General features: G+C 71.0%; 15 protein-coding genes. 4 read left to right on the forward strand and 11 right to left on the reverse strand.

All coding sequences use genetic code 11. The annotated features are described in order from the left end of the window. Positions 1 to 9: 9 nt before the first annotated feature. Positions 10 to 2,121: a phosphocholine-specific phospholipase C gene (locus SLV14N_RS11635; RefSeq protein WP_263269267.1), complete on the reverse strand. Its 2,112-nt coding sequence runs from the start codon at positions 2,119 to 2,121 to the stop codon at positions 10 to 12. Between the two features lie 180 nt (positions 2,122 to 2,301). On the opposite strand from SLV14N_RS11635, the gene SLV14N_RS11640 reads away from it, so the two are divergent. Further along, on the forward strand, positions 2,302 to 3,330 hold the full coding sequence (locus tag SLV14N_RS11640; protein ID WP_263269268.1) for a hypothetical protein: 1,029 nt from the start codon (positions 2,302 to 2,304) through the stop codon (positions 3,328 to 3,330). A 24-nt stretch (positions 3,331 to 3,354) separates the two neighbouring features. Here the strand turns inward: SLV14N_RS11640 and SLV14N_RS11645 are convergent, their stop codons facing one another. Beyond that, the gene (locus tag SLV14N_RS11645; RefSeq protein WP_263269269.1) at positions 3,355 to 3,783 is read right to left on the reverse strand and encodes an ATP-binding protein; all 429 of its coding nucleotides are present in this window, start codon (positions 3,781 to 3,783) and stop codon (positions 3,355 to 3,357) included. 112 nt (positions 3,784 to 3,895) lie between these two features. Between SLV14N_RS11645 and SLV14N_RS11650 the strand changes: the two genes are divergently transcribed. The 3 genes from SLV14N_RS11650 to SLV14N_RS11660 are packed head-to-tail and all read left to right on the forward strand — an operon-like array spanning position 3,896 to position 6,062. Beyond that, positions 3,896 to 4,720 carry a helix-turn-helix transcriptional regulator gene (locus tag SLV14N_RS11650; RefSeq protein WP_263269270.1) on the forward strand — a complete coding sequence of 275 codons (825 nt, stop codon included), beginning with the start codon at positions 3,896 to 3,898 and terminating at the stop codon, positions 4,718 to 4,720. Further along, positions 4,717 to 5,040, forward strand: a complete 324-nt coding sequence (locus SLV14N_RS11655; protein ID WP_263269271.1) for a DUF397 domain-containing protein — start codon at positions 4,717 to 4,719, stop codon at positions 5,038 to 5,040. The genes SLV14N_RS11650 and SLV14N_RS11655 overlap by 4 nt, the downstream gene beginning before the upstream one ends. 17 nt (positions 5,041 to 5,057) lie before the next feature. Further along, positions 5,058 to 6,062, forward strand: a complete 1,005-nt coding sequence (locus tag SLV14N_RS11660; RefSeq protein WP_263273105.1) for an aldo/keto reductase — start codon at positions 5,058 to 5,060, stop codon at positions 6,060 to 6,062. Positions 6,063 to 6,138: 76 nt separating this feature from the next. Here the strand turns inward: SLV14N_RS11660 and gatB are convergent, their stop codons facing one another. The 9 genes from gatB to SLV14N_RS11705 all read right to left on the reverse strand — a co-directional run bounded on the left by gatB (position 6,139) and on the right by SLV14N_RS11705 (position 17,709). Further along, on the reverse strand, positions 6,139 to 7,647 hold the full coding sequence (gene gatB, locus SLV14N_RS11665; RefSeq protein ID WP_208680872.1) for an Asp-tRNA(Asn)/Glu-tRNA(Gln) amidotransferase subunit GatB: 1,509 nt from the start codon (positions 7,645 to 7,647) through the stop codon (positions 6,139 to 6,141). 16 nt (positions 7,648 to 7,663) lie between these two features. Further along, a complete protein-coding gene (locus SLV14N_RS11670) occupies positions 7,664 to 7,897 on the reverse strand; it encodes a hypothetical protein (RefSeq protein ID WP_030087700.1) in 234 nt (77 codons plus the stop codon). Positions 7,898 to 7,902: 5 nt separating this feature from the next. Next, positions 7,903 to 9,405: an Asp-tRNA(Asn)/Glu-tRNA(Gln) amidotransferase subunit GatA gene (gatA, locus tag SLV14N_RS11675; protein WP_208680873.1), complete on the reverse strand. Its 1,503-nt coding sequence runs from the start codon at positions 9,403 to 9,405 to the stop codon at positions 7,903 to 7,905. Continuing rightward, positions 9,402 to 9,698: an Asp-tRNA(Asn)/Glu-tRNA(Gln) amidotransferase subunit GatC gene (gene gatC, locus SLV14N_RS11680; RefSeq protein WP_006602950.1), complete on the reverse strand. Its 297-nt coding sequence runs from the start codon at positions 9,696 to 9,698 to the stop codon at positions 9,402 to 9,404. The genes gatA and gatC overlap by 4 nt, the downstream gene beginning before the upstream one ends. A gap of 200 nt (positions 9,699 to 9,898) precedes the next feature. Then, the gene (locus SLV14N_RS11685; protein ID WP_263269272.1) at positions 9,899 to 10,291 is read right to left on the reverse strand and encodes a hypothetical protein; all 393 of its coding nucleotides are present in this window, start codon (positions 10,289 to 10,291) and stop codon (positions 9,899 to 9,901) included. 179 nt (positions 10,292 to 10,470) lie between these two features. Next, positions 10,471 to 12,579, reverse strand: a complete 2,109-nt coding sequence (locus tag SLV14N_RS11690; RefSeq protein WP_018087255.1) for a bifunctional diguanylate cyclase/phosphodiesterase — start codon at positions 12,577 to 12,579, stop codon at positions 10,471 to 10,473. A gap of 156 nt (positions 12,580 to 12,735) precedes the next feature. Then, on the reverse strand, positions 12,736 to 14,952 hold the full coding sequence (ligA, locus tag SLV14N_RS11695) for an NAD-dependent DNA ligase LigA (protein ID WP_263269273.1): 2,217 nt from the start codon (positions 14,950 to 14,952) through the stop codon (positions 12,736 to 12,738). Between the two features lie 31 nt (positions 14,953 to 14,983). Next, entirely contained in the window at positions 14,984 to 15,997 is a 1,014-nt protein-coding gene (locus SLV14N_RS11700; RefSeq protein WP_263269274.1) for a methionine synthase, read from the reverse strand. 257 nt (positions 15,998 to 16,254) lie between these two features. After that, a complete protein-coding gene (locus SLV14N_RS11705) occupies positions 16,255 to 17,709 on the reverse strand; it encodes an MFS transporter (RefSeq protein ID WP_259670241.1) in 1,455 nt (484 codons plus the stop codon). Positions 17,710 to 17,746 lie beyond the last annotated feature (37 nt).

The following is a 17,746-nucleotide window of genomic DNA, read 5'->3' on the forward strand; positions in this document are numbered from 1 at the left end:
CACCGTGTCTCAGCCGGTGACCGACTCCTTGCCGTTCTCGACATGCCCCATCAGCCGGCGGCGGAAGGACGGGTCCTCGGCGACCGTGAGACCGAGGTCGTACCAGCCGTGCGCGGCCGCGGCGGGATGAGCGACGGTGCGGCTGCCGCCGGCCTTCACCTTCAGCGTGCGCGGCGCGGAGCCGGTATAGGCCAGCGGGGCGAGGGTGAAGGTCAGCTCGGTGCGGCTGTGGTTGAGGACGGTCAGATGGAGCTCCTGCCGCCCGGCGTCGATCCGTGTGCTGATCTTGACGGCCGCGGCCGCGCCCTTACCGGTACCGGCGAACTCCCGCCGGAAGCCGTTCGGCCCGGTCACCGTGAAGCGGTACGTGCCCTCCCTCACCGGCACCTCCCACTCCCCCTTCCCCCGCACATCCCGGTGCTGCGGCGCGTCGAACTCCTTCGCGTACGGATAGAGCGCCAGATGCGCGGAGGCCTTGCCGGCGTTGCGGACGGCCATCCGGAAGACCGCGGCGCCCGGGTCGAGGCCGCCGTCGGCGTCCGGCTGGTAGGGCAGCGCCCTGGCCGGGCGGCTGCCGCGCTCCTGCGGCGGCAGCGTCTGCCGGGCCGGGGGCCGCGGCGCCCATCGCCCGCTGAACGCCGGGACCGGGCCGGGCTGCCGGACCGACGGCTGCCGGCGCCCGCGGGAGAAGTCGAAGGCGGCGGTCAGATCGCCGCAGACGGTGCGCCGCCAGGCGCTGATGTGGGGCTCCTCGATCCCCGTCCAGCGCTCCAGGAACCGGGTGATCGAGGTGTGGTCGAAGACCTGGGAGCAGGCATAGCCGCCGACCGTCCACGGCGAGATGACGATCATCGGCACCCGGATGCCTAGTCCCGTCGGCCGGCCGTCCCAGAATTCCCCGTCGGTCCCGGCGGGCGGCACCGGGGGCGGCACATGGTCGAAGAACCCGTCGTTCTCGTCGTAGGTCAGGAAGAGCGCGGTGTGCCGCCAGACGTCCGGGTTCCTGCCGAGCGCGTCCAGCACCTTGTAGACGAGGGTGGCGCTCTCGACCGGCGAGGACGAGCCGGGGTGCTCGGAGTCCGCCGCGGACGGCACGAGGTACGACACCTCGGGCAGCCTGCCGCCCGCCACGTCCGCGGCGAACGCGCTCGCCAAGGTGTCCGGCTCCCCCCGCCGCAGCGCCCGCTCGAACAGGCTCCGCTCCGCGCGGCCCAGCCCCTGGACGCCCTCCTCCAGCAGCCCCTGCAGCCGCTTGCGCCCGGCCTCGTCGGTGCCCGCCACCTTCCTGTAGAAGGCGGTCATGTTCCGCACCCCGTCCACCTTGGCCAGGGCCTTCTTCGCGACCGCCTTGAAGCGCGCGAAGAACTCCAGGTTGTTGTCGGTGAAGTTGTCCCACTCCTGGTAGACCCGCCAGCTGCGGCCGGCCTGCTCCAGCCGCTCGGCGTAGGTGGTCCAGGTGTAGCCGGGGTGGGTGTCCTCCTCGTAGGCGTCGTTGCCCACCGCCCGTTTCCCGTTGGGCTCGTAGCCCGTCCAGCCGCTCACCAGGTGGTTGCGGTTGGGGCTGGTGGAGGAGTGGATCGAGGAGTGGTAGGCGTCGCAGACGGTGAAGGTGTCCGCGAGCTCATAGTGCAGGGGGACGTCCTGCCGGTCGTAGTGGGCCATGGTGGCGGCCGTCTTGGCGGTGACCCAGCCGTTCATCCAGCCGCCGTTCCACGCCACCGCCCCGCCGAACCAGCTGTGGTCCAGCGCGCCGATGTACTGCAGGTCCTTCTTCTGCGCGGCGGCCGCCTCCCGCACCGGGAAGGGCAGCACGGTCCCGAGTCCCAGCAGCCCCGGCTGCTCGTAGACGCTCCGGCCGCCGGGCAGCTCGATCGCATTGCGGTCGGCGTAGCCGCGTACCCCGCGCAGCATTCCGAAGTAGTGGTCGAAGGAGCGGTTCTCCTGCATCAGCACGACGACGTGCTTGACGTCCTCGATTCCGCCCCCGCCCCGCACCGGCCGCGCCGCGTCGTCCGCCAGTGCCTGCCGCAGCGACGGCGGCAGCAGCGACCCGGCCATCGCCGCGCCCGCCGCTGCCGCGCCCACTCCCAGTACCCGTCTACGCGATACCTCAGGTGCCACGCCCGACCTCCCAGTTGACGGTCCATCAGTCAGCCAATGGTCTGCACTCAATCCATTGCGATGGGGCGACGGGGACGCTAGCGGACTCCCGTGACCGGCGATAGGCAGCGGGGTGACAACTCCGGGAACTGTCCACAGGCGGTTGCGGCGTCAAAGGGCCACGTCCTAGGTTCACTTGGCATGGGGGAAGTCGAACATCCGGCGAACACGGGAGGCCGCGCGCCGCGCCTCAAGCAGCTGTGGGCAGCGGTCGCCCTGGCCACGGTCGCGCTGCTCCTCGCCGTCTGGGCCACGGTCAACGACCAGTGGCCCTGGAGCGTCGCACTGCCCGACCGGGCGTGCTGGAGCTCCCTGGACCGCTCGCTGCTGACGAAGGCGGCCCCGTCCGGCGGCGCCCCCTGGGAGGTCACGGAGACGAAGGACCGGTGGGGCGACCCGGATTGCACGGTGCAGCGGGGCGACTGGCGGCTCGACGCCACCGTCATGAAGACCCCGCTCAAGGCGCATCTGTGGTGGGGCCTCGGCACCGTCCCGCTCCGACACGGCCTGCCCGGGATGATCAAGCCGAACCGCAACCGGGTCGACGGCTGGCTCCGCCTGCCCCAGTGCCACAACAAGCTGGCGCACATCAACGTTCCCAGCGCGGGGGCGGACCGGCACGCCGCCTCGGACTTCGCCGCCAGGAGCCTGCTCGCCGTCGGCAACGCCCAGATAGCCCGGTGCGGCGGCAAACCCTTCCCCGCCCCCCGGCGCTTCACCTGGCCCGCGCCGGAGCCCGTGCACCTCTCACGCGGCGAGACACCCTGCGGCGTGGCGGACGCCAGGACCGTACGGAAGTGGGCCGACGGGAAGGTGTACCGCTTCGGCGGCTTCAGCGACGACCCGGTCAGCAGGTGCTCCGCCCTGGAGGAGGGCGACGACGCGCTCGACCTGGGACTGTTCTCGGCACTCGTGCTGCGCGACCGGGCGACCCTGGACGCCTTCTCGCCGACCGGCGTCCGGGCCCGGGTACAGGTCTCGTCCGCCCGGCCCTTGAAGCTGACGGACAAGGACCTCCGCTTCGACCGCGACGCGGCCACGGCACTGGAGTGCGCCCATGGCCGCGAGAGCAGGTATGTGCACGTCTTCGCCACGGGTTCGGACCCCCAGTACGCGGCGATCAAACGCGCCGTCCTGACGAAGGTCGCCGACACCATGGACTGCCGCTGACCCGGCGCGGCCACCCCCACCCGGTCACCGCGGACCGCCCCGGAACTCCGGCCACCACTCACACCACACGACCTTGCCCGGATCGCGCTCCCCGACCCCCCACTTGTCCGCGAGCGCGGACACCAGCAACAGCCCCCGCCCGCACTCCTCTTCCGCCGCGCCGCCCCGCACCGGGACCCGCGGCTCGCCGCCCCCGCTGTCGTGCACCTCGGCACGCAGCAGCCCGTCCTCGTACAGCGACAGACACAGCCGGTACTCACGACCAGGCGGAACGCCGTGCAGCAGGGCATTGGTCGCCAGTTCGCTGACGCAGAGCAGAACGTCGTCCGCCCGGCCCTCCAGGTCCCAGTCGGCGAGCACATGACGGGCGAACTCCCTTGCCAGCGGCACGGATCGGCGCTCCCGCCGGTAGCGCACCGTACGGGCGCAGAGTGTCTGGATCTCCTTGTGCATGGCGCCACTGTCACAGTGCGTAACTATGCTGGACCACAGTGTCAGGTCGTACAGATCGGCTGTACGACTTCTGGCTGTGTCATGCCGTCACAGGGAGGGGAAGGCAGACCGCATGCAACCGGCGAACAAACCGAAGAGGATCACGTCCTGGCACGTGATCGGCGCCCAGCTGAGTCACTTCCGGCGGGCGGCCCGCATCACCCAGCCCGCACTGGCCGAGCGGGTAGGACTGCACGAGGACACCATCGGCTCCATCGAGCAGGGCCGCAGACCACTGAAGCTCGACCTGGCCGAGACGCTGGACGAACTCCTCGACACCAAGGGGGCGTTGGCGGTCGCGGTGGCGAAGGTACCGGAGCGGGAGAAGCTGCCGGCGTTCGTGCAGGACCTGGTGGAGCATGAGGAGGAGGCGCTGACGCTGCTGTCGTACGAAAACCAGGTGGTGCCAGGTCTGTTGCAGACCGAACCTTACGCACGAGCAACCTTCGACTCCCTCTATCCACCGCTGGACGAGGAGCAGACCGAGGAGTGGCTCTCGGGACGCCTCAGCCGACAGAAGCTGCTGGAGCGCAAGAAGCCTCGTCCTATGCTCAACTTCATCCTGGAAGAGGTGGTGCTTCACCGGCCGATCGGCAGCAAGGAGCTTCTGCGTGCACAGCTCCGCCATCTCCGCTCGTGTGCCGAACTCCCTTTCTTAGGGCTTCAGATCATGCCGACGGCCCGGCGCACCCATGCCGCCCTGGACGGCCCGCTGGTCCTGCTGGAGAAGCCCGATCACGAGTACCTCGCCTACATCGAAGCGCAACGGATCAGCTTCCTGGTCGATGATCCGGACGAGGTCAGTGCCTACCAACAGAAATATGGGATGCTGCGGTCGCAGGCCCTCACCCCTGAGGAGACGAAGAGCCTGCTGGACGACTTGCTAGGAGAGTCATGACCAGCACAGCAGCCCAGCACTTCTCTCACGGTCTTAACTGGTTCAAGTCCAGCTACAGCGGCAGTGCAGGCGGCAACTGTCTCGAAGTAGCTTACGAATGGCGCAAGTCGAGCTACAGCGCCAGCGAAGGTGGCAACTGCGTCGAGGTCGCCTACGACTGGCACAAGTCCACCTACAGCGGGAGCGCAGGCGGCGACTGCCTCGAAGTGGCCACCTGCCCCCACGCCATACACATCCGCGACTCCAAGAACCCCGGCGGCCCGATACTCACCCTGAGCGCCGCCGCCTGGTCCGCCTTTCTGGCCGACGTCGCCAACTGACGGGCGCAGAGGTGACGATGAAGGCCCGCCGGCTGGGCACCCACGGCCCGACCGTCCCCGCACTCGGCCTCGGCTGTATGGGGATGTCCACCTCGTACGGCGTCCCGGACGACGCCGAGTCGCTCCGTACGCTCGACCGCGCCGTCGAACTCGGCGTGACACTGCTCGACACCGCGGACGCCTACGGGCGCGGCGCCAACGAGGAGTTCCTCGGGCGCTGGCTGCACAGCCGTACCGCAGCGCAGCGGGACGAGCTGGTGCTGGCCACCAAGTTCGGGCTGCGGCACGACGCCGCCACGGGGCGGGTGAACGAGGTCGACACCTCCGCCGCCTGGGTGCGCGAGGCCTGCCACGCCTCGCTGCGCCGTCTCGGTACGGACCACATCGACCTCTACTACTTGCACCGCCGTGATCCGGCCGTCCCCATCGAGGAGACGGTCGGGGCGATGGCCGACCTCGTCGCCGACGGTTCCGTACGCCACCTCGGCCTCAGCGAGATCAGCCCACAGACACTGCGGCGGGCGCATGCCGTCCACCCCATCAGCGCCGTGCAGTTGGAGTACTCCCTCTTCACCCGCGAGGTCGTGGAGGGCGAGATGCTGGCGGCCTGCCGGGAGCTCGGCATCGGCATCGTGGCGTACTCACCGCTCGGGCGCGGGATGCTGACGGGCGCGCTCGCCGCACGGGACGATCTCACCGCCGAGGACGCCCGGCGCCGGTGGCCGCGGTTCGCCGAGGAGAACATCGACCGCAACCTCCGCCTCGTCCGGGCCGTGCGGACCACCGCCGAGTCCTTCGGCTGCACCCCGGCACAGGCCGTCCTCGCCTGGCTGCTCGCCCAGGGCGAGGACATCGTCCCGATCCCCGGCACCAAGCGCCGCGGCTACCTGGAGGAGAACGCGGCGGCGGCCGGGATCACGCTGAGCCCGGAGCAGGCGGCCCGGCTCCGGGCGGCGGTGCCCGACGGCGCCGTGGCGGGGGAACGCTATCCGCTCGCCGCACTGGAGCGGCTGGGGCACTGAGCGGGACCCGGGACGACGAAGCGGCCGCCCCTCCGCAGAAGGACGGCCGCTCCACGCTCTGCGGATCAGTGGCGCGTCAGCCCTCGACGCCCAGCTTCTCCAGGATCAGCTCCCGCACCCGGGCCGCGTCCGCCTGGCCTCGCGTGGCCTTCATGACCGCGCCGACCAGGGCACCGGCCGCGGCCACCTTGCCGCCGCGGATCTTGTCGGCGATGGCGGCGTTGGCGGCGATCGCCTCGTCGACGGCGGTGCCCAGGGCGCCTTCGTCGGAGACGACCTTGAGGCCGCGCTTCTCGACGACGGTGTCCGGGTCGCCCTCGCCGGCCAGCACGCCCTCGATGGTCTGGCGGGCCAGCTTGTCGTTGAGGGAGCCGTCGGCGACCAGCGCGGTGACCCGGGCGACCTGCTCGGGGGTGATCGGCAGGGCGGCCAGCTCGACACCGTCCTCGTTGGCGCGGCGGGCCAGCTCGCCCATCCACCACTTACGGGCCGAGGCGGAGTCCGCTCCGGCGTCGACGGTGGCGGTGATCAGGTCGACCGCGCCCGCGTTGAGGATCGACTGCATGTCGTGCTCGGAGATGCCCCACTCCTCGCGCAGCCGGTTGCGGCGCACCCGCGGCAGCTCGGGGAGCGTGGCCCGCAGTTCCTCGACCCACTCACGCGAGGGGGCCACCGGCACCAGGTCCGGCTCGGGGAAGTAGCGGTAGTCCTCGGCGTTGTCCTTGATGCGGCCGGCTGTCGTGGAGCCGTCCTCCTCGTGGAAGTGCCGGGTCTCCTGGACGATCGTGCCGCCGGAGGAGAGCACCGCGGCGTGCCGCTGGATCTCGAACCGGGCCGCACGCTCCACGGAGCGCAGGGAGTTGACGTTCTTGGTCTCCGAACGCGTACCGAACTTCTCGGTGCCGTTGGGGCGCAGCGAGAGGTTCACGTCGCAGCGCATCTGGCCCTGCTCCATGCGGGCCTCGGAGACGCCCAGCGCCTTGATGAGCTCGCGCAGCTCGGCAACGTACGCCTTGGCGACCTCGGGGGCCCGCTCGCCCGCGCCCTCGATGGGCTTGGTGACGATCTCGATGAGCGGGATACCGGCGCGGTTGTAGTCCAGGAGCGAGTGCCGGGCGCCGTGGATACGGCCGGTGGCACCACCGATGTGGGTGGACTTGCCGGTGTCCTCCTCCATGTGGGCGCGCTCGATGTGCACCCGGAAGATCTCCCCGTCCTCCAGCTGTACGTCGAGGTAACCGTCGAAGGCGATCGGCTCGTCGTACTGGGAGGTCTGGAAGTTCTTGGGCATGTCCGGATAGAAGTAGTTCTTCCGGGCGAAGCGGCACCACTCGGCGATGGAGCAGTTCAGCGCCAGGCCGATCTTGATCGCGGACTCGACGCCGATCGCGTTGACGACGGGCAGCGAGCCGGGCAGGCCCAGGCAGGTGGGGCAGGTCTGCGCATTGGCATCCGAGCCCAGGGTGGTGGAACACCCGCAGAACATCTTGGTCTTGGTGCCGAGCTCGACATGGACCTCAAGGCCCATGACGGGGTCGTACGTCGCGAGGGCGTCCTCGTACGACACCAGGTCAGTGACAGTCACGGTGAAACTTTCCCTCTCAGCCCAGCAGGACGTCGTCGTCGCCCAGGCGCTTCAGTTCGCGGTAGAGGATCGCCAGGCCGGTGACGATCGCCGCGGCCGAAACGGCGGCGTCGATCAGTCGGAGCGTGTCGTTCTCCTGACGGGCCAGCTTGGCCTGCTTCGCGACGCTGAGGGCGCCGAACGCGGTGCTGCCGATCGACAGATACAGGCCGCCCTTGGACTTCTTGAAGTTCTTGGCCTTCTTGGTCATGGCGCTCACAGTGCAGGTGCCTCCTCAAGCAGCGGGTGGCCCCACTTGGCGGTGAACGCGGCCTCGACCGCGGCACCGACCTTGTAGAGCCGGTCGTCGGCCATGGCAGGAGCGATGATCTGCAGGCCCACCGGCATCCCGTCCTCGGGGGCCAGGCCGCAGGGCAGCGACATCGCCGCGTTGCCTGCCAGGTTGGTGGGGATCGTGCACAGGTCGGCGAGGTACATCGCCATCGGGTCGTCGGCGCGCTCGCCGATCGGGAAGGCGGTGGTCGGCGTGGTCGGCGAAACGATCACATCGACCTGTTCGAAGGCCTTCTCGAAGTCGCGGGTGATCAGCGTCCGCACCTTCTGGGCGGAGCCGTAGTACGCGTCGTAGTAGCCGGAGCTGAGCGCGTACGTACCGAGGATGATCCGGCGCTTGACCTCGGGGCCGAAGCCGGCCTCACGGGTCAGGGCCGTGACGTCCTCGGCGGACTTGGTGCCGTCGTCGCCGACCCGCAGGCCGTACCGCATGGCGTCGAAGCGGGCCAGGTTGGAGGAGCACTCCGAGGGCGCGATGAGGTAGTACGCGGACAGCGCGAGGTCGAAGGACGGGCAGTCCAGCTCGACGATCTCGGCGCCCAGCTCCTTCATCAGCGCGACCGACTCGTCGAAGCGCTGGATGACACCGGCCTGGTAGCCCTCGCCGCGGAACTGCTTGACGACGCCGACGCGCATGCCCTCGACGCTGCCGTTGCGGGCCGCCTCGACGACCGCCGGGACCGGCGCGTCGATGGAGGTGGAGTCCAGCGGGTCGTGGCCGGCGATGACCTCGTGGAGCAGCGCCGCGTCCAGGACCGTACGGGCGCAGGGCCCGCCCTGGTCCAGGGAGCTGGAGAAGGCCACCATGCCGTAGCGGGAGACGCCGCCGTAGGTGGGCTTGACGCCGACCGTGCCGGTGACGGACGCGGGCTGGCGGATGGAGCCGCCGGTGTCCGTGCCGATGGCGAGCGGGGCCTCGTAGGAGGCGAGGGCGGCGCTGGAGCCGCCGCCGGAGCCGCCGGGGATCTTGGTCAGGTCCCAGGGGTTGCCGGTCGGCCCGTAGGCGCTGTTCTCCGTCGACGACCCCATGGCGAACTCGTCCATGTTGGTCTTGCCGAGGATGACGACGTCGGCAGCCTTGAGCTTCTTGGTGAGCGTCGCGTCGTACGGCGGCAGCCAGCCTTCGAGGATCTTCGAGCCGACGGTGGTGGGAATGCCCTCCGTCGTGAAGATGTCCTTGAGCGCGAGCGGGACACCGGCCAGCGGGCCGAGCTTCTCGCCGCGGGCCTTCTTCTCGTCCACGGCGCGGGCCTGGGCGAGCGCGCCCTCACGGTCGACGTGCAGGAAGGCGTGCACCTTCTCGTCGACGGCCTCGATGCGGGCCAGGTGGGCCTCGGTCACCTCGACGGCGGTGAGCTCGCCGGAGGCGATCTTCGCCGCGATCTCGGCGGCGGTGAGCTTGATCAGGTCTGCCATGTCGGTCACTCCTCCCCCAGGATCTGCGGCACCTTGAAACGCTGCTGCTCCTGGGCCGGGGCGCCGGAGAGCGCCTGCTCGGGGGTCAGCGACGGACGGACCTCGTCCGGCCGCATGACGTTGGTCAGGGGCAGCGGGTGGGAGGTCGGCGGTACGTCTTGATCGGCGACCTCGGAGACGCGGGCGACCGCGCCGATGATGTCGTCGAGCTGTCCGGCGAAGTGGTCGAGCTCTTCGGCCTTCAGCTCCAGACGTGCCAGCCGGGCGAGGTGAGCGACCTCCTCGCGCGTGATGCCAGGCATGCAGCGATCCTCTGGTGTTCTTGGCGGAGTGTTCCGGGCGGAATGTCCAGGCGGAGTCTTCTCGGCGAATGCTCCTGTGAACTTTTCCGGCCCAATCCTATGGCGTACGGAAGAGCTGCCGCGAAACCGTTTCGCCGGGAGCGGCCGCCGGCGCCGGACACGGACCGTTTCCAAGATCCCCCGACGCACACCGCGGCCCGCTAGGGAGCCTCCGGCGGGGAGGGCTCATCGCCGCCGTCCGGCACCTCCTCCGGCACCTCCTCCGGCACCTCCTCCGGCACCTCCTCCGCCGCGTCGTCCGGCACCTCCTCCGCCGCGTCGTCCGCCGCCTCGTCCGCCGCTCCGGGCTCGTCCGTCTCGTGGGACGGGGCGGGCTCGGAGGGGTCGTCGGGCCGGGTGGGCTCGTTGGGTTCGTCGGGCGAGGCGGGCTCGTCGGGCCGGGTGGGCTCGATGGGTTCGTCGGGCGAGGCGGGCTCGTCGGGCCGGATGGGCTCGATGGGTTCGTCGGGCGAGGCGGGCTCGTCGGATGCGCCGGACTCGACATGCGGGGTGGGCTCGTCGGATAAGCCGGGCCCGTCGGGCGGGCCGGGCACCGCGGACGGGCCGTTCGTACCGGACTCGACATGCGGAGCGGGCTCGATGGGCGCGTCGGCCGTATCGGGCTCGGGCTGCTCGGATGACGGTGCGTGCCCATCCTCGTTGGGCCGGTCCTCGGACGGGGGCGCCTGCGCGGGTTCTTCGGAGCGGGGACACGGGACGGCCGGTGGCCGGGTCAGTTCAAGACCTGTCCCGAAGGGCGCTCGGCGGCCTTCTCCGCCGCCAGGGCGGCCGTCTCCGATTCGCGCTGCCAGCCGCGTTCTCCGCGGGCTCTCAGCCAGGCCGTGGTTTCGTCCGGTGGCATCGCCGCGGCCACCAGCCAGCCCTGTACGGCGTCGCAGCCGAGGTCGCGCAGCCGTTCCCAGGTCTCGTCGTCCTCGACGCCCTCCGCGACGACCAGGAGGCCGAGGGAGTGGGCGAGGTCGAGGGTGCAGCGGACGATCTCCGCGTCCTCGGTGTCGACGGCCAGCCGGGCCACGAACGAGCGGTCGATCTTGAGCTCGCTGACCGGGAGGCGCCTCAGGTGGACGAGGGAGGAGTAGCCGGTGCCGAAGTCGTCGAGGGACATCTTGACGCCGTGCGCGGTGAGCCCGGCCAGGGTGTCCGCGGCCCGCTGCGGGTCCTCCAGGAGGACATGCTCGGTTATCTCCAGTTGGAGGGCGCCCGGGGGGACCCGGTGCCGGGCGAGCCGCGCGGCGACCGCTCCGGCGAAGCCCGGGGAGTGCACATCCCGTGGGGAGACATTGACGGCGACCGGCACCTCCAGGCCCATCGCGCGCCAGCGCGCCACCTGGGCGAGCGCGGTCTCCAGGACGTACTCCGTCAGCCGGGGCATCAGTCCGGAGGACTCGGCGATGGCGATGAACTCGTCCGGTGGCACCCGGCCGCGGTCCGGGTGCACCCAGCGGACCAGCGCCTCCAGTCCGGCGACATGCCCGTCGAAGCCGACCTTGGGCTGGTAGTGCAGTTCGACGTCGCCGGCGTCCAGGGCGCGGCGCAGATCGCCCAACAGGCCGAGCCGGTCGGGGGTGTTGCCGTCCCGCTTGGCCTCGTAGAGCTCGACACCGCTGCGGTCGCGCTTGGCCTGGTACATCGCCACATCGGCGCGGCGCAGCAGCCCCTCGGCGTCGAGGGCGTGGTCGGGGAAGACGGCGACCCCCGCGCTGGCTTCGAGCACGAGGGTCAGTCCGTCGAGGTCCAGCGGGGAGCCGAGGGCGGCGACCAGATTGCGGGCCGCCCGCTGGGAGCTGGTGAGGGAGTCGGTGGTGGGCAGCAGGACGGCGAACTCGTCGCCGCCGAGCCGCGCCGCCTCGGCACCGCGCGGGAGGGCGTGCCGCAGACGGTCGGCGATCTGCAGCAGCAGGCGGTCGCCGGCGAGGTGGCCGAGGGTGTCGTTGACGGAGCGGAAGCGGTCGAGGTCGATGAGGACCAGCGCCGAGCGGGCGCCGACGCGCTCGGCGTCGTCCAGGGCGGTCCAGGTGCGCTCCAGCAGCCACTGGCGGTTGGGCAGGCCCGTGAGCGGATCGCGCAGCTGCTCCTCGGCGCGGGCGCGGGCTATCCAGAGGGTGGAGTCCAGCGCGATGAGCGGGACCGCGAACAGCGGGAGCAGCAGGGGGGCGTGGATGGCGCAGACGGCGATCAGCGGGGAGATGCCGAGCAGCGCGATGCCGACGAGTGCCTGCCGGACCACGGCCGTTCGGGGGATGGCGGGCAGCTGGCCGGTGCGGGGGGTGAGGCTGACCCAGAGCAGACCGCGGCTGACGAAGAGGTAGCCGGCGGCGGTGACGACGACTTCGGGGAGGACGGCGAGGTTCCAGGACGGCGGGGCCCAGGGGTGGCGGACGCTGGAGACCACGCCGAACGCGGCGAGGCCGAGCGCCGCGGTGCCGAGGCCGAGGATGTCCACGGCACCGTGCACCACGGCCTGTCGCCAGCGGTGGCGCCGGGCGGCACCGACCAGAACGACCACGGAGAGGCTGACGAGGACGGCGGGCATCCAGCCGTACAACAGCAGAACGGCGAGCGCGAGGGCGGCGCCGGAGCCCGTGCCGCCCCACCAGCGGTCCCGGCCGAGGGCGACCAGGTGGCCGACGATGATGCCGGTGAGGATTGCCAGCGACCAGCCCACGGAGCCGCCGGGGAACAGTGCCTCACCCTCCCCGAGAGTCACGATGACGCCCGTGGCGAGCGCGAGGCCCGCCACGGTGACGATGGTCGCGGGCAGCGCGGGCACGACGAGCCGCCGGAGCCGCGACGCCGGAGCGGCGCTGTCGGTCGGTTTCATTCCGATCCCTCTCACAGCCGGCTGTGCCCGCGCCACGGCAGGCGCACTCCTCAACAGTAGGCCGCGGAAGGCCGCGACGGGCAGCGATCGACGACGGTTGCCCGAATGCGACCCGGCGTCGCGGATCAATCTGGTATGCGCCGATGAGGTGACACCTCACTCCTCCTCAGGTGGAGTGACAGCTACCGCTCGCGCTGCGTCAGGACCCTGCTCCAGCAGCACCGCGAAGCCATCATCGTCCAACACGGGGACCTTCAACTGCATGGCCTTGTCGTACTTCGAACCAGGGTTGTCGCCCACCACTACGAATCCGGTCTTCTTCGAAACGGAACCGGTCACCTTCGCTCCGAGGTTCTGGAGGGCCTCTTTCGCGCCATCTCTGGTGTGTGACTGAAGTGTGCCCGTTACGACGACGGTGACGCCTTCCAGTGGCCGCGGGCCCTCATCACCCGTTTGCTCCTCCTCCATTCGGACGCCCGCGGCCCGCCAGCTCTCGATGATTTGCTGGTGCCACTCCTCGGCGAACCACTGCTTCAGCGAGGCGGCGATCGTGGCCCCGACACCGTCGACGGCGGCCAGCTCCGTCTCGTCCGCCTCCCGGATGCGGTCGATCGAGCGGAACTCCCGCGCCAGCGCCTCGGCCGCCACCGGGCCCACATGCCGGATCGACAGACCGGTGATGATCCGGGCCAGCGGGCGCTGCTTGGCCGCCTGGATGTTCTCCAGCATGGCCAGGGCGTTCTTCTTCGGCTCGCCCTTCTGGTTGGCGAAGAAGGTGACGACCTTCTCCTCGCCGGTCTTCGGGTCCCGCTTGGGCAGACCGGAATCGGGGTCGAGGACGTAGGACTTGATGGGCAGCAGCTGTTCGATGGAAAGGCCGAAAAGATCGCCCTCGTCCTTCAGCGGCGGCTCCGCGGGCTCCAGCGGCTGGCTGAGTGCCGTCGCCGCGACATAGCCGAAGTTCTCGATGTCCAGACATTTGCGGCCGGCCAGGTAGAACAGCCGCTCACGGATCTGGGCGGGGCAGGCGCGGGCATTGGGGCACCGCAGGTCGATATCGCCTTCCTTGGCGGGCTGCAGCGCCGTCCCGCACTCGGGGCACTCGGCCGGCATCACGAACTCCCGCTCGCCGCCGTCCCGCAGATCGACGACCGGTCCCAGGATCTCCGGAATGACGTCGCCGGCCTTGCGGATCACGACGGTGTCCCCGATCAGCACCCCCTTGGCCTTGACCACGTCCTGGTTGTGCAGAGTGGCGAACTCCACCTCGGAGCCGGCCACCGTCACCGGCTCGACCACGGCATACGGCGTGACCCGTCCCGTACGGCCGACGCCGACGCGGATGTCGACCAGCTTGGTGTTGACCTCCTCCGGCGGGTACTTCCAGGCGATCGCCCAGCGCGGCGCCCGGGAGGTCGAGCCCAGCCGCCCCTGGAGCCGGATCTCGTCCAGCTTGACGACCACGCCGTCGATCTCGTGCTCGACGGCGGTACGGCGGGTCTCGGCATCGCCGTAATGGCCGATGAACTCCCGTACGGACTCCAGGGAGTCGACGACCCTGTTGTGCGTGGCCGTCGGCAGGCCCCACTCCTTGAGCAGGTCGTAGGCCTGCGACAGCCGGTCGATCTCCAGGCCGTCGCGGGCACCGATGCCATGGACGACCATGTGCAGCGGGCGGCTGGCGGTGATCTTGGGGTCCTTCTGGCGCAGCGAACCGGCCGCGGCGTTACGAGGGTTGGCGAACGGCGGCTTGCCGTCGGCCACCAGCCGCTCGTTGAGCGCGAGGAACTTCTCCATCGGGAAGAAGACCTCCCCGCGCACCTCGACCAGATCGGGGATCGTGTCGCCCTTCAGGCGGTGCGGGATCTCGGCGATCGTACGGACGTTGGGGGTGATGTCCTCGCCCGTACGGCCGTCGCCGCGGGTGGCGGCGCGGGTCAGCCGGCCCTGCTCGTAGGTGAGGTTGACGGCGAGACCGTCGACCTTCAGCTCGCACAGGAAGTGATACCCCGCGCTCTTGGGATCGCCGCCCAGCTCGCCGGCGATCCGCTCGGCCCAGCCCGCCAACTCCTCGTCGTCGAAGGCGTTGTCGAGCGAGAGCATCCGCTCGCGGTGCTCGACCTCGGTGAACTCCGTGGCGTAGGCCCCGGCGACCTTCTGGGTCGGGGAATCGGGGGTGCGCAGCTCGGGGTGCTCGTTCTCCAGGGCTTCCAGGGAGCGCAGCAGCTTGTCGAACTCCGCGTCACTGACGACCGGGGCGTCCTTCACGTAATACCGGAAGCGGTGCTCCTCGATCTGCTCAGCGAGCTGCGCGTGCTCCTCCCGCGCCGCTGCGGGCACCTTGGATTCCGCTGCGTGCTGTTCGCCAGCCACCGTCTTGTCCTCCCGTGGTCCTTGAGTGCGGTCACTCAGGGTTGTCTGCGAGTGATCTCGCCGCCCGGACGCAGTGGGCGAGAGCAGAGCGGGCATAAGCGGGCGAAGCGCCCGCCAGACCGCACGACGGAGTGATGACCACGGACTCGCTGAGAGTCCCCGGCGCCAGCCCCAGCCTGCGCCACAGCGTCCTGACACCCATGACGCTACCGGCAGGGTCTGACAATCGGCCGTCCACGCCCGGCACCACGCCCGCGAACAGCGTCGTACCGCCCTCGACGGCCTCCCCGATCGTCTCCTCCTCACGCTCGGTGAGCAGCGAGAAATCGAACGAGACGCCCGTGACACCGGCCCGCCGCAGCAGCCCGAAGGGCACCTCGGGCGCGCACGAGTGGACGACCACGGGGCCGCCCTCCGCCACCCCGACAAGATCACGCAGCGCGCCCTCGACGACCGCCCGGTCCACCGCCCGGTGGGTGCGGTAGCCGCTCGCCGTCTTCACCCGCCCCTGGAGCACCGCCGTCAACGACGGCTCGTCGAGCTGCAGCACGACCCGGGCGCCGGGGATCCGCCGCCGAACGTCCGCGAGATGGCCGCGCAGCCCCTCCGCCAGGGACGCCGCGAGATCCCGGCAGGCACCGGAGTCACCGACGGCCGCCTCGCCATTGCGCAGCTCCAGTGCGGCGGCCAGGGTCCACGGGCCGACCGCGGAGACCTTCAGCGGGCCCTCGTACCCCTGGGTGAACTCCTCCAGGGCGTCGAGATCCTCCCCGAGCCAGGAGTGCGCCCGCCGGGTGTCCCGGCCCGGCCGGTCACTGATCCGCCAGCCGCTGGGCTCCACATGGCCGTAGACCTCGACCAGCATTCCGAGGGTCCGGCCGATCATGTCGGCACCGGGCCCCCGGGCCGGGAGCTCCGGCAGATACGGGAAGGCCTCCAGCGATCCGGTGACGGTCCTGGCCGCCTCCCGCGCGTCACCGCCCGGCATCGATCCGATCCCGGTCGCCGCGCCCGCGGTCCACTTCTGCGTGCTGTTCTCGCTCACTCAGGCAGGGTATGCGCCGGTGGGCGGGGCAGGGTGCGGCAGGTGTGCGGGGCAGGGTGCTGCGGCAGGTGTGCGTGCGTGAGGCGGCGCGGAACGCCGCGGTCCGCCCGGCCCGGAGGCGTACGGCGGTCACCCTCCGGTGCGTACGCCCCACCACTCCAGGCGGGGTACGGCCCGCGGGCCGGGCCGTGGACGCCGCTCACGCCCGGGTGCGTAGGCCCATCCGACTCATGCCCGGGCGCGTATGTCCCTCCGGCTCACGCCCGGGTACGGATGCCCACCCGGCCGACCACCGCCGCGACGGCCAGTGCGCCCGCCGTCAGGGCGAAGGCGAAGGCCGCGCCCTGGTAGCCGTCGCCCGCCCCCGTCAGTACCGCGCCCATACCGGCGATGCCCACCAGCGAGCCGATCTGGCGGTTGGCATTGAGGGTGGCACTGCCGATATCGGTGTGTTCGCGGCCCGCGGCCGCCATCAGGACCCCGGTCAGCGCCGGGGAGCTGACCCCACCGCCGATGTTGGTGAGCGCGAGCACCACCGCGAGCGCCCAGTACGGCAGACCGGGTGCGAGGGTCAGGAACAGCAGGACGTAGCCCGCGGCCGAGAGCGCCAGAGAGGCGGTGAGCGCGGTCCGGTCGCCGATCCGCGGGCCGAACCGGGCGTAGAGCATGTTGCCGAACGGGAGGACCAGCACGGCCGGCAGCATCTGCAGCCCCGCCGTCACCGGACTCGCCCCGCGCGCGGTCTGGAGGAAGAGGCCGAGGACGAACAGCGCCCCGTAGAACGCGAAGTTGAAGAGGAAGCCGACCGCATTGGCCGCGGCGAAGCGGCGGTCGGCGAAGAGCGAGACCGGCAGGATCGGGGTGCGGACGGCCCGTTCACGGACGAGGAAGCCCGCCGCCGCGACCGCCGCGACCGCGAACGCCCCCAGGACCAGCGGTGCGGACCAGCCCCTCTCGGGCCCCTCGATGAGCGCGTAACTCAGCGCCCCGAGGGCCAGCAGGCCCAGGACATGCCCACTGCCGCCGAGCGCCGAGCCGCGGGCCGGGACCGCCGCGATCACCCGACGGGTCAGCAGCAACCCGGCAAGGCCGATGGGGAGGTTGACGAGGAAGATGCTGCGCCAGCCGAGCGTGCCGACCAGGAGGCCGCCGACGGTTGGCGCCAGCCCTACGGAGGTGGAGACGATCGCCGACCAGATGCCCAGGACCTTCGCCCGGCGCGCCGGTTCGGGGAAGGCGTGCATCAGCAGCGACAGCGAGCTCGGCATGAACAGCGCCGCGCCCACTCCCTGGACGAAGCGCGCCGCCACCAGGACCGCCCCGTTCGGCGCGACGGCGCCCAGCAGGGACGCGGCGGTGAACACGGCGAGCCCGACGAGATAGATCCGGCGGGCGCCGAACCGCTTCGCCAGCGATCCGGCGAGCAGCAGCAGTGCGGCGAAGGCGAGGACATAGCCGTCGACGACCCAGGTGAGGCCGGACATGGTCAGTCCGAGCCGGGTCCGCAGATCGCTCGCGGCGACGTTCATGATGCCGGTGTCCAGGCTCGCCATCACGAACCCGAGGGCCAGGACGAGGAGTTGGACACCGCCGCGGGACCGGCCCGGCGAGGGAGCGGGTGTCTGCGCCTGTCCCTGCCCCTGCCGCTGCCCCTGGGCGGGCGTCCCGGCCTCGTGCGCCGTCGCGTGCGACGCGGCTTTCTCAGTGATCATGATTTTAGTTAAAGCTGTAGCTATCCATCGGAGCAAT

The sequence above is a fragment of the Streptomyces sp. Je 1-4 4N24 genome (assembly GCF_026239515.1).
GTDB classification, from domain to species: Bacteria; Actinomycetota; Actinomycetes; order Streptomycetales; family Streptomycetaceae; genus Streptomyces; species Streptomyces nigrescens.

Coding starts and splice junctions, on each gene's coding strand:
- SLV14N_RS11645 (WP_263269269.1), bottom strand. CDS start 3,783: ATGCACAAGGAGATCCAGACACTCTGCGCCCGTACGGTGCGCTACCGG.
- SLV14N_RS11690 (WP_018087255.1), bottom strand. CDS start 12,579: ATGAAACCGACCGACAGCGCCGCTCCGGCGTCGCGGCTCCGGCGGCTC.
- SLV14N_RS11640 (WP_263269268.1), top strand. CDS start 2,302: ATGGGGGAAGTCGAACATCCGGCGAACACGGGAGGCCGCGCGCCGCGC.
- SLV14N_RS11660 (WP_263273105.1), top strand. CDS start 5,058: ATGAAGGCCCGCCGGCTGGGCACCCACGGCCCGACCGTCCCCGCACTC.
- SLV14N_RS11670 (WP_030087700.1), bottom strand. CDS start 7,897: ATGACCAAGAAGGCCAAGAACTTCAAGAAGTCCAAGGGCGGCCTGTAT.
- SLV14N_RS11655 (WP_263269271.1), top strand. CDS start 4,717: ATGACCAGCACAGCAGCCCAGCACTTCTCTCACGGTCTTAACTGGTTC.
- gatC (WP_006602950.1), bottom strand. CDS start 9,698: ATGCCTGGCATCACGCGCGAGGAGGTCGCTCACCTCGCCCGGCTGGCA.
- SLV14N_RS11705 (WP_259670241.1), bottom strand. CDS start 17,709: ATGATCACTGAGAAAGCCGCGTCGCACGCGACGGCGCACGAGGCCGGG.
- SLV14N_RS11650 (WP_263269270.1), top strand. CDS start 3,896: ATGCAACCGGCGAACAAACCGAAGAGGATCACGTCCTGGCACGTGATC.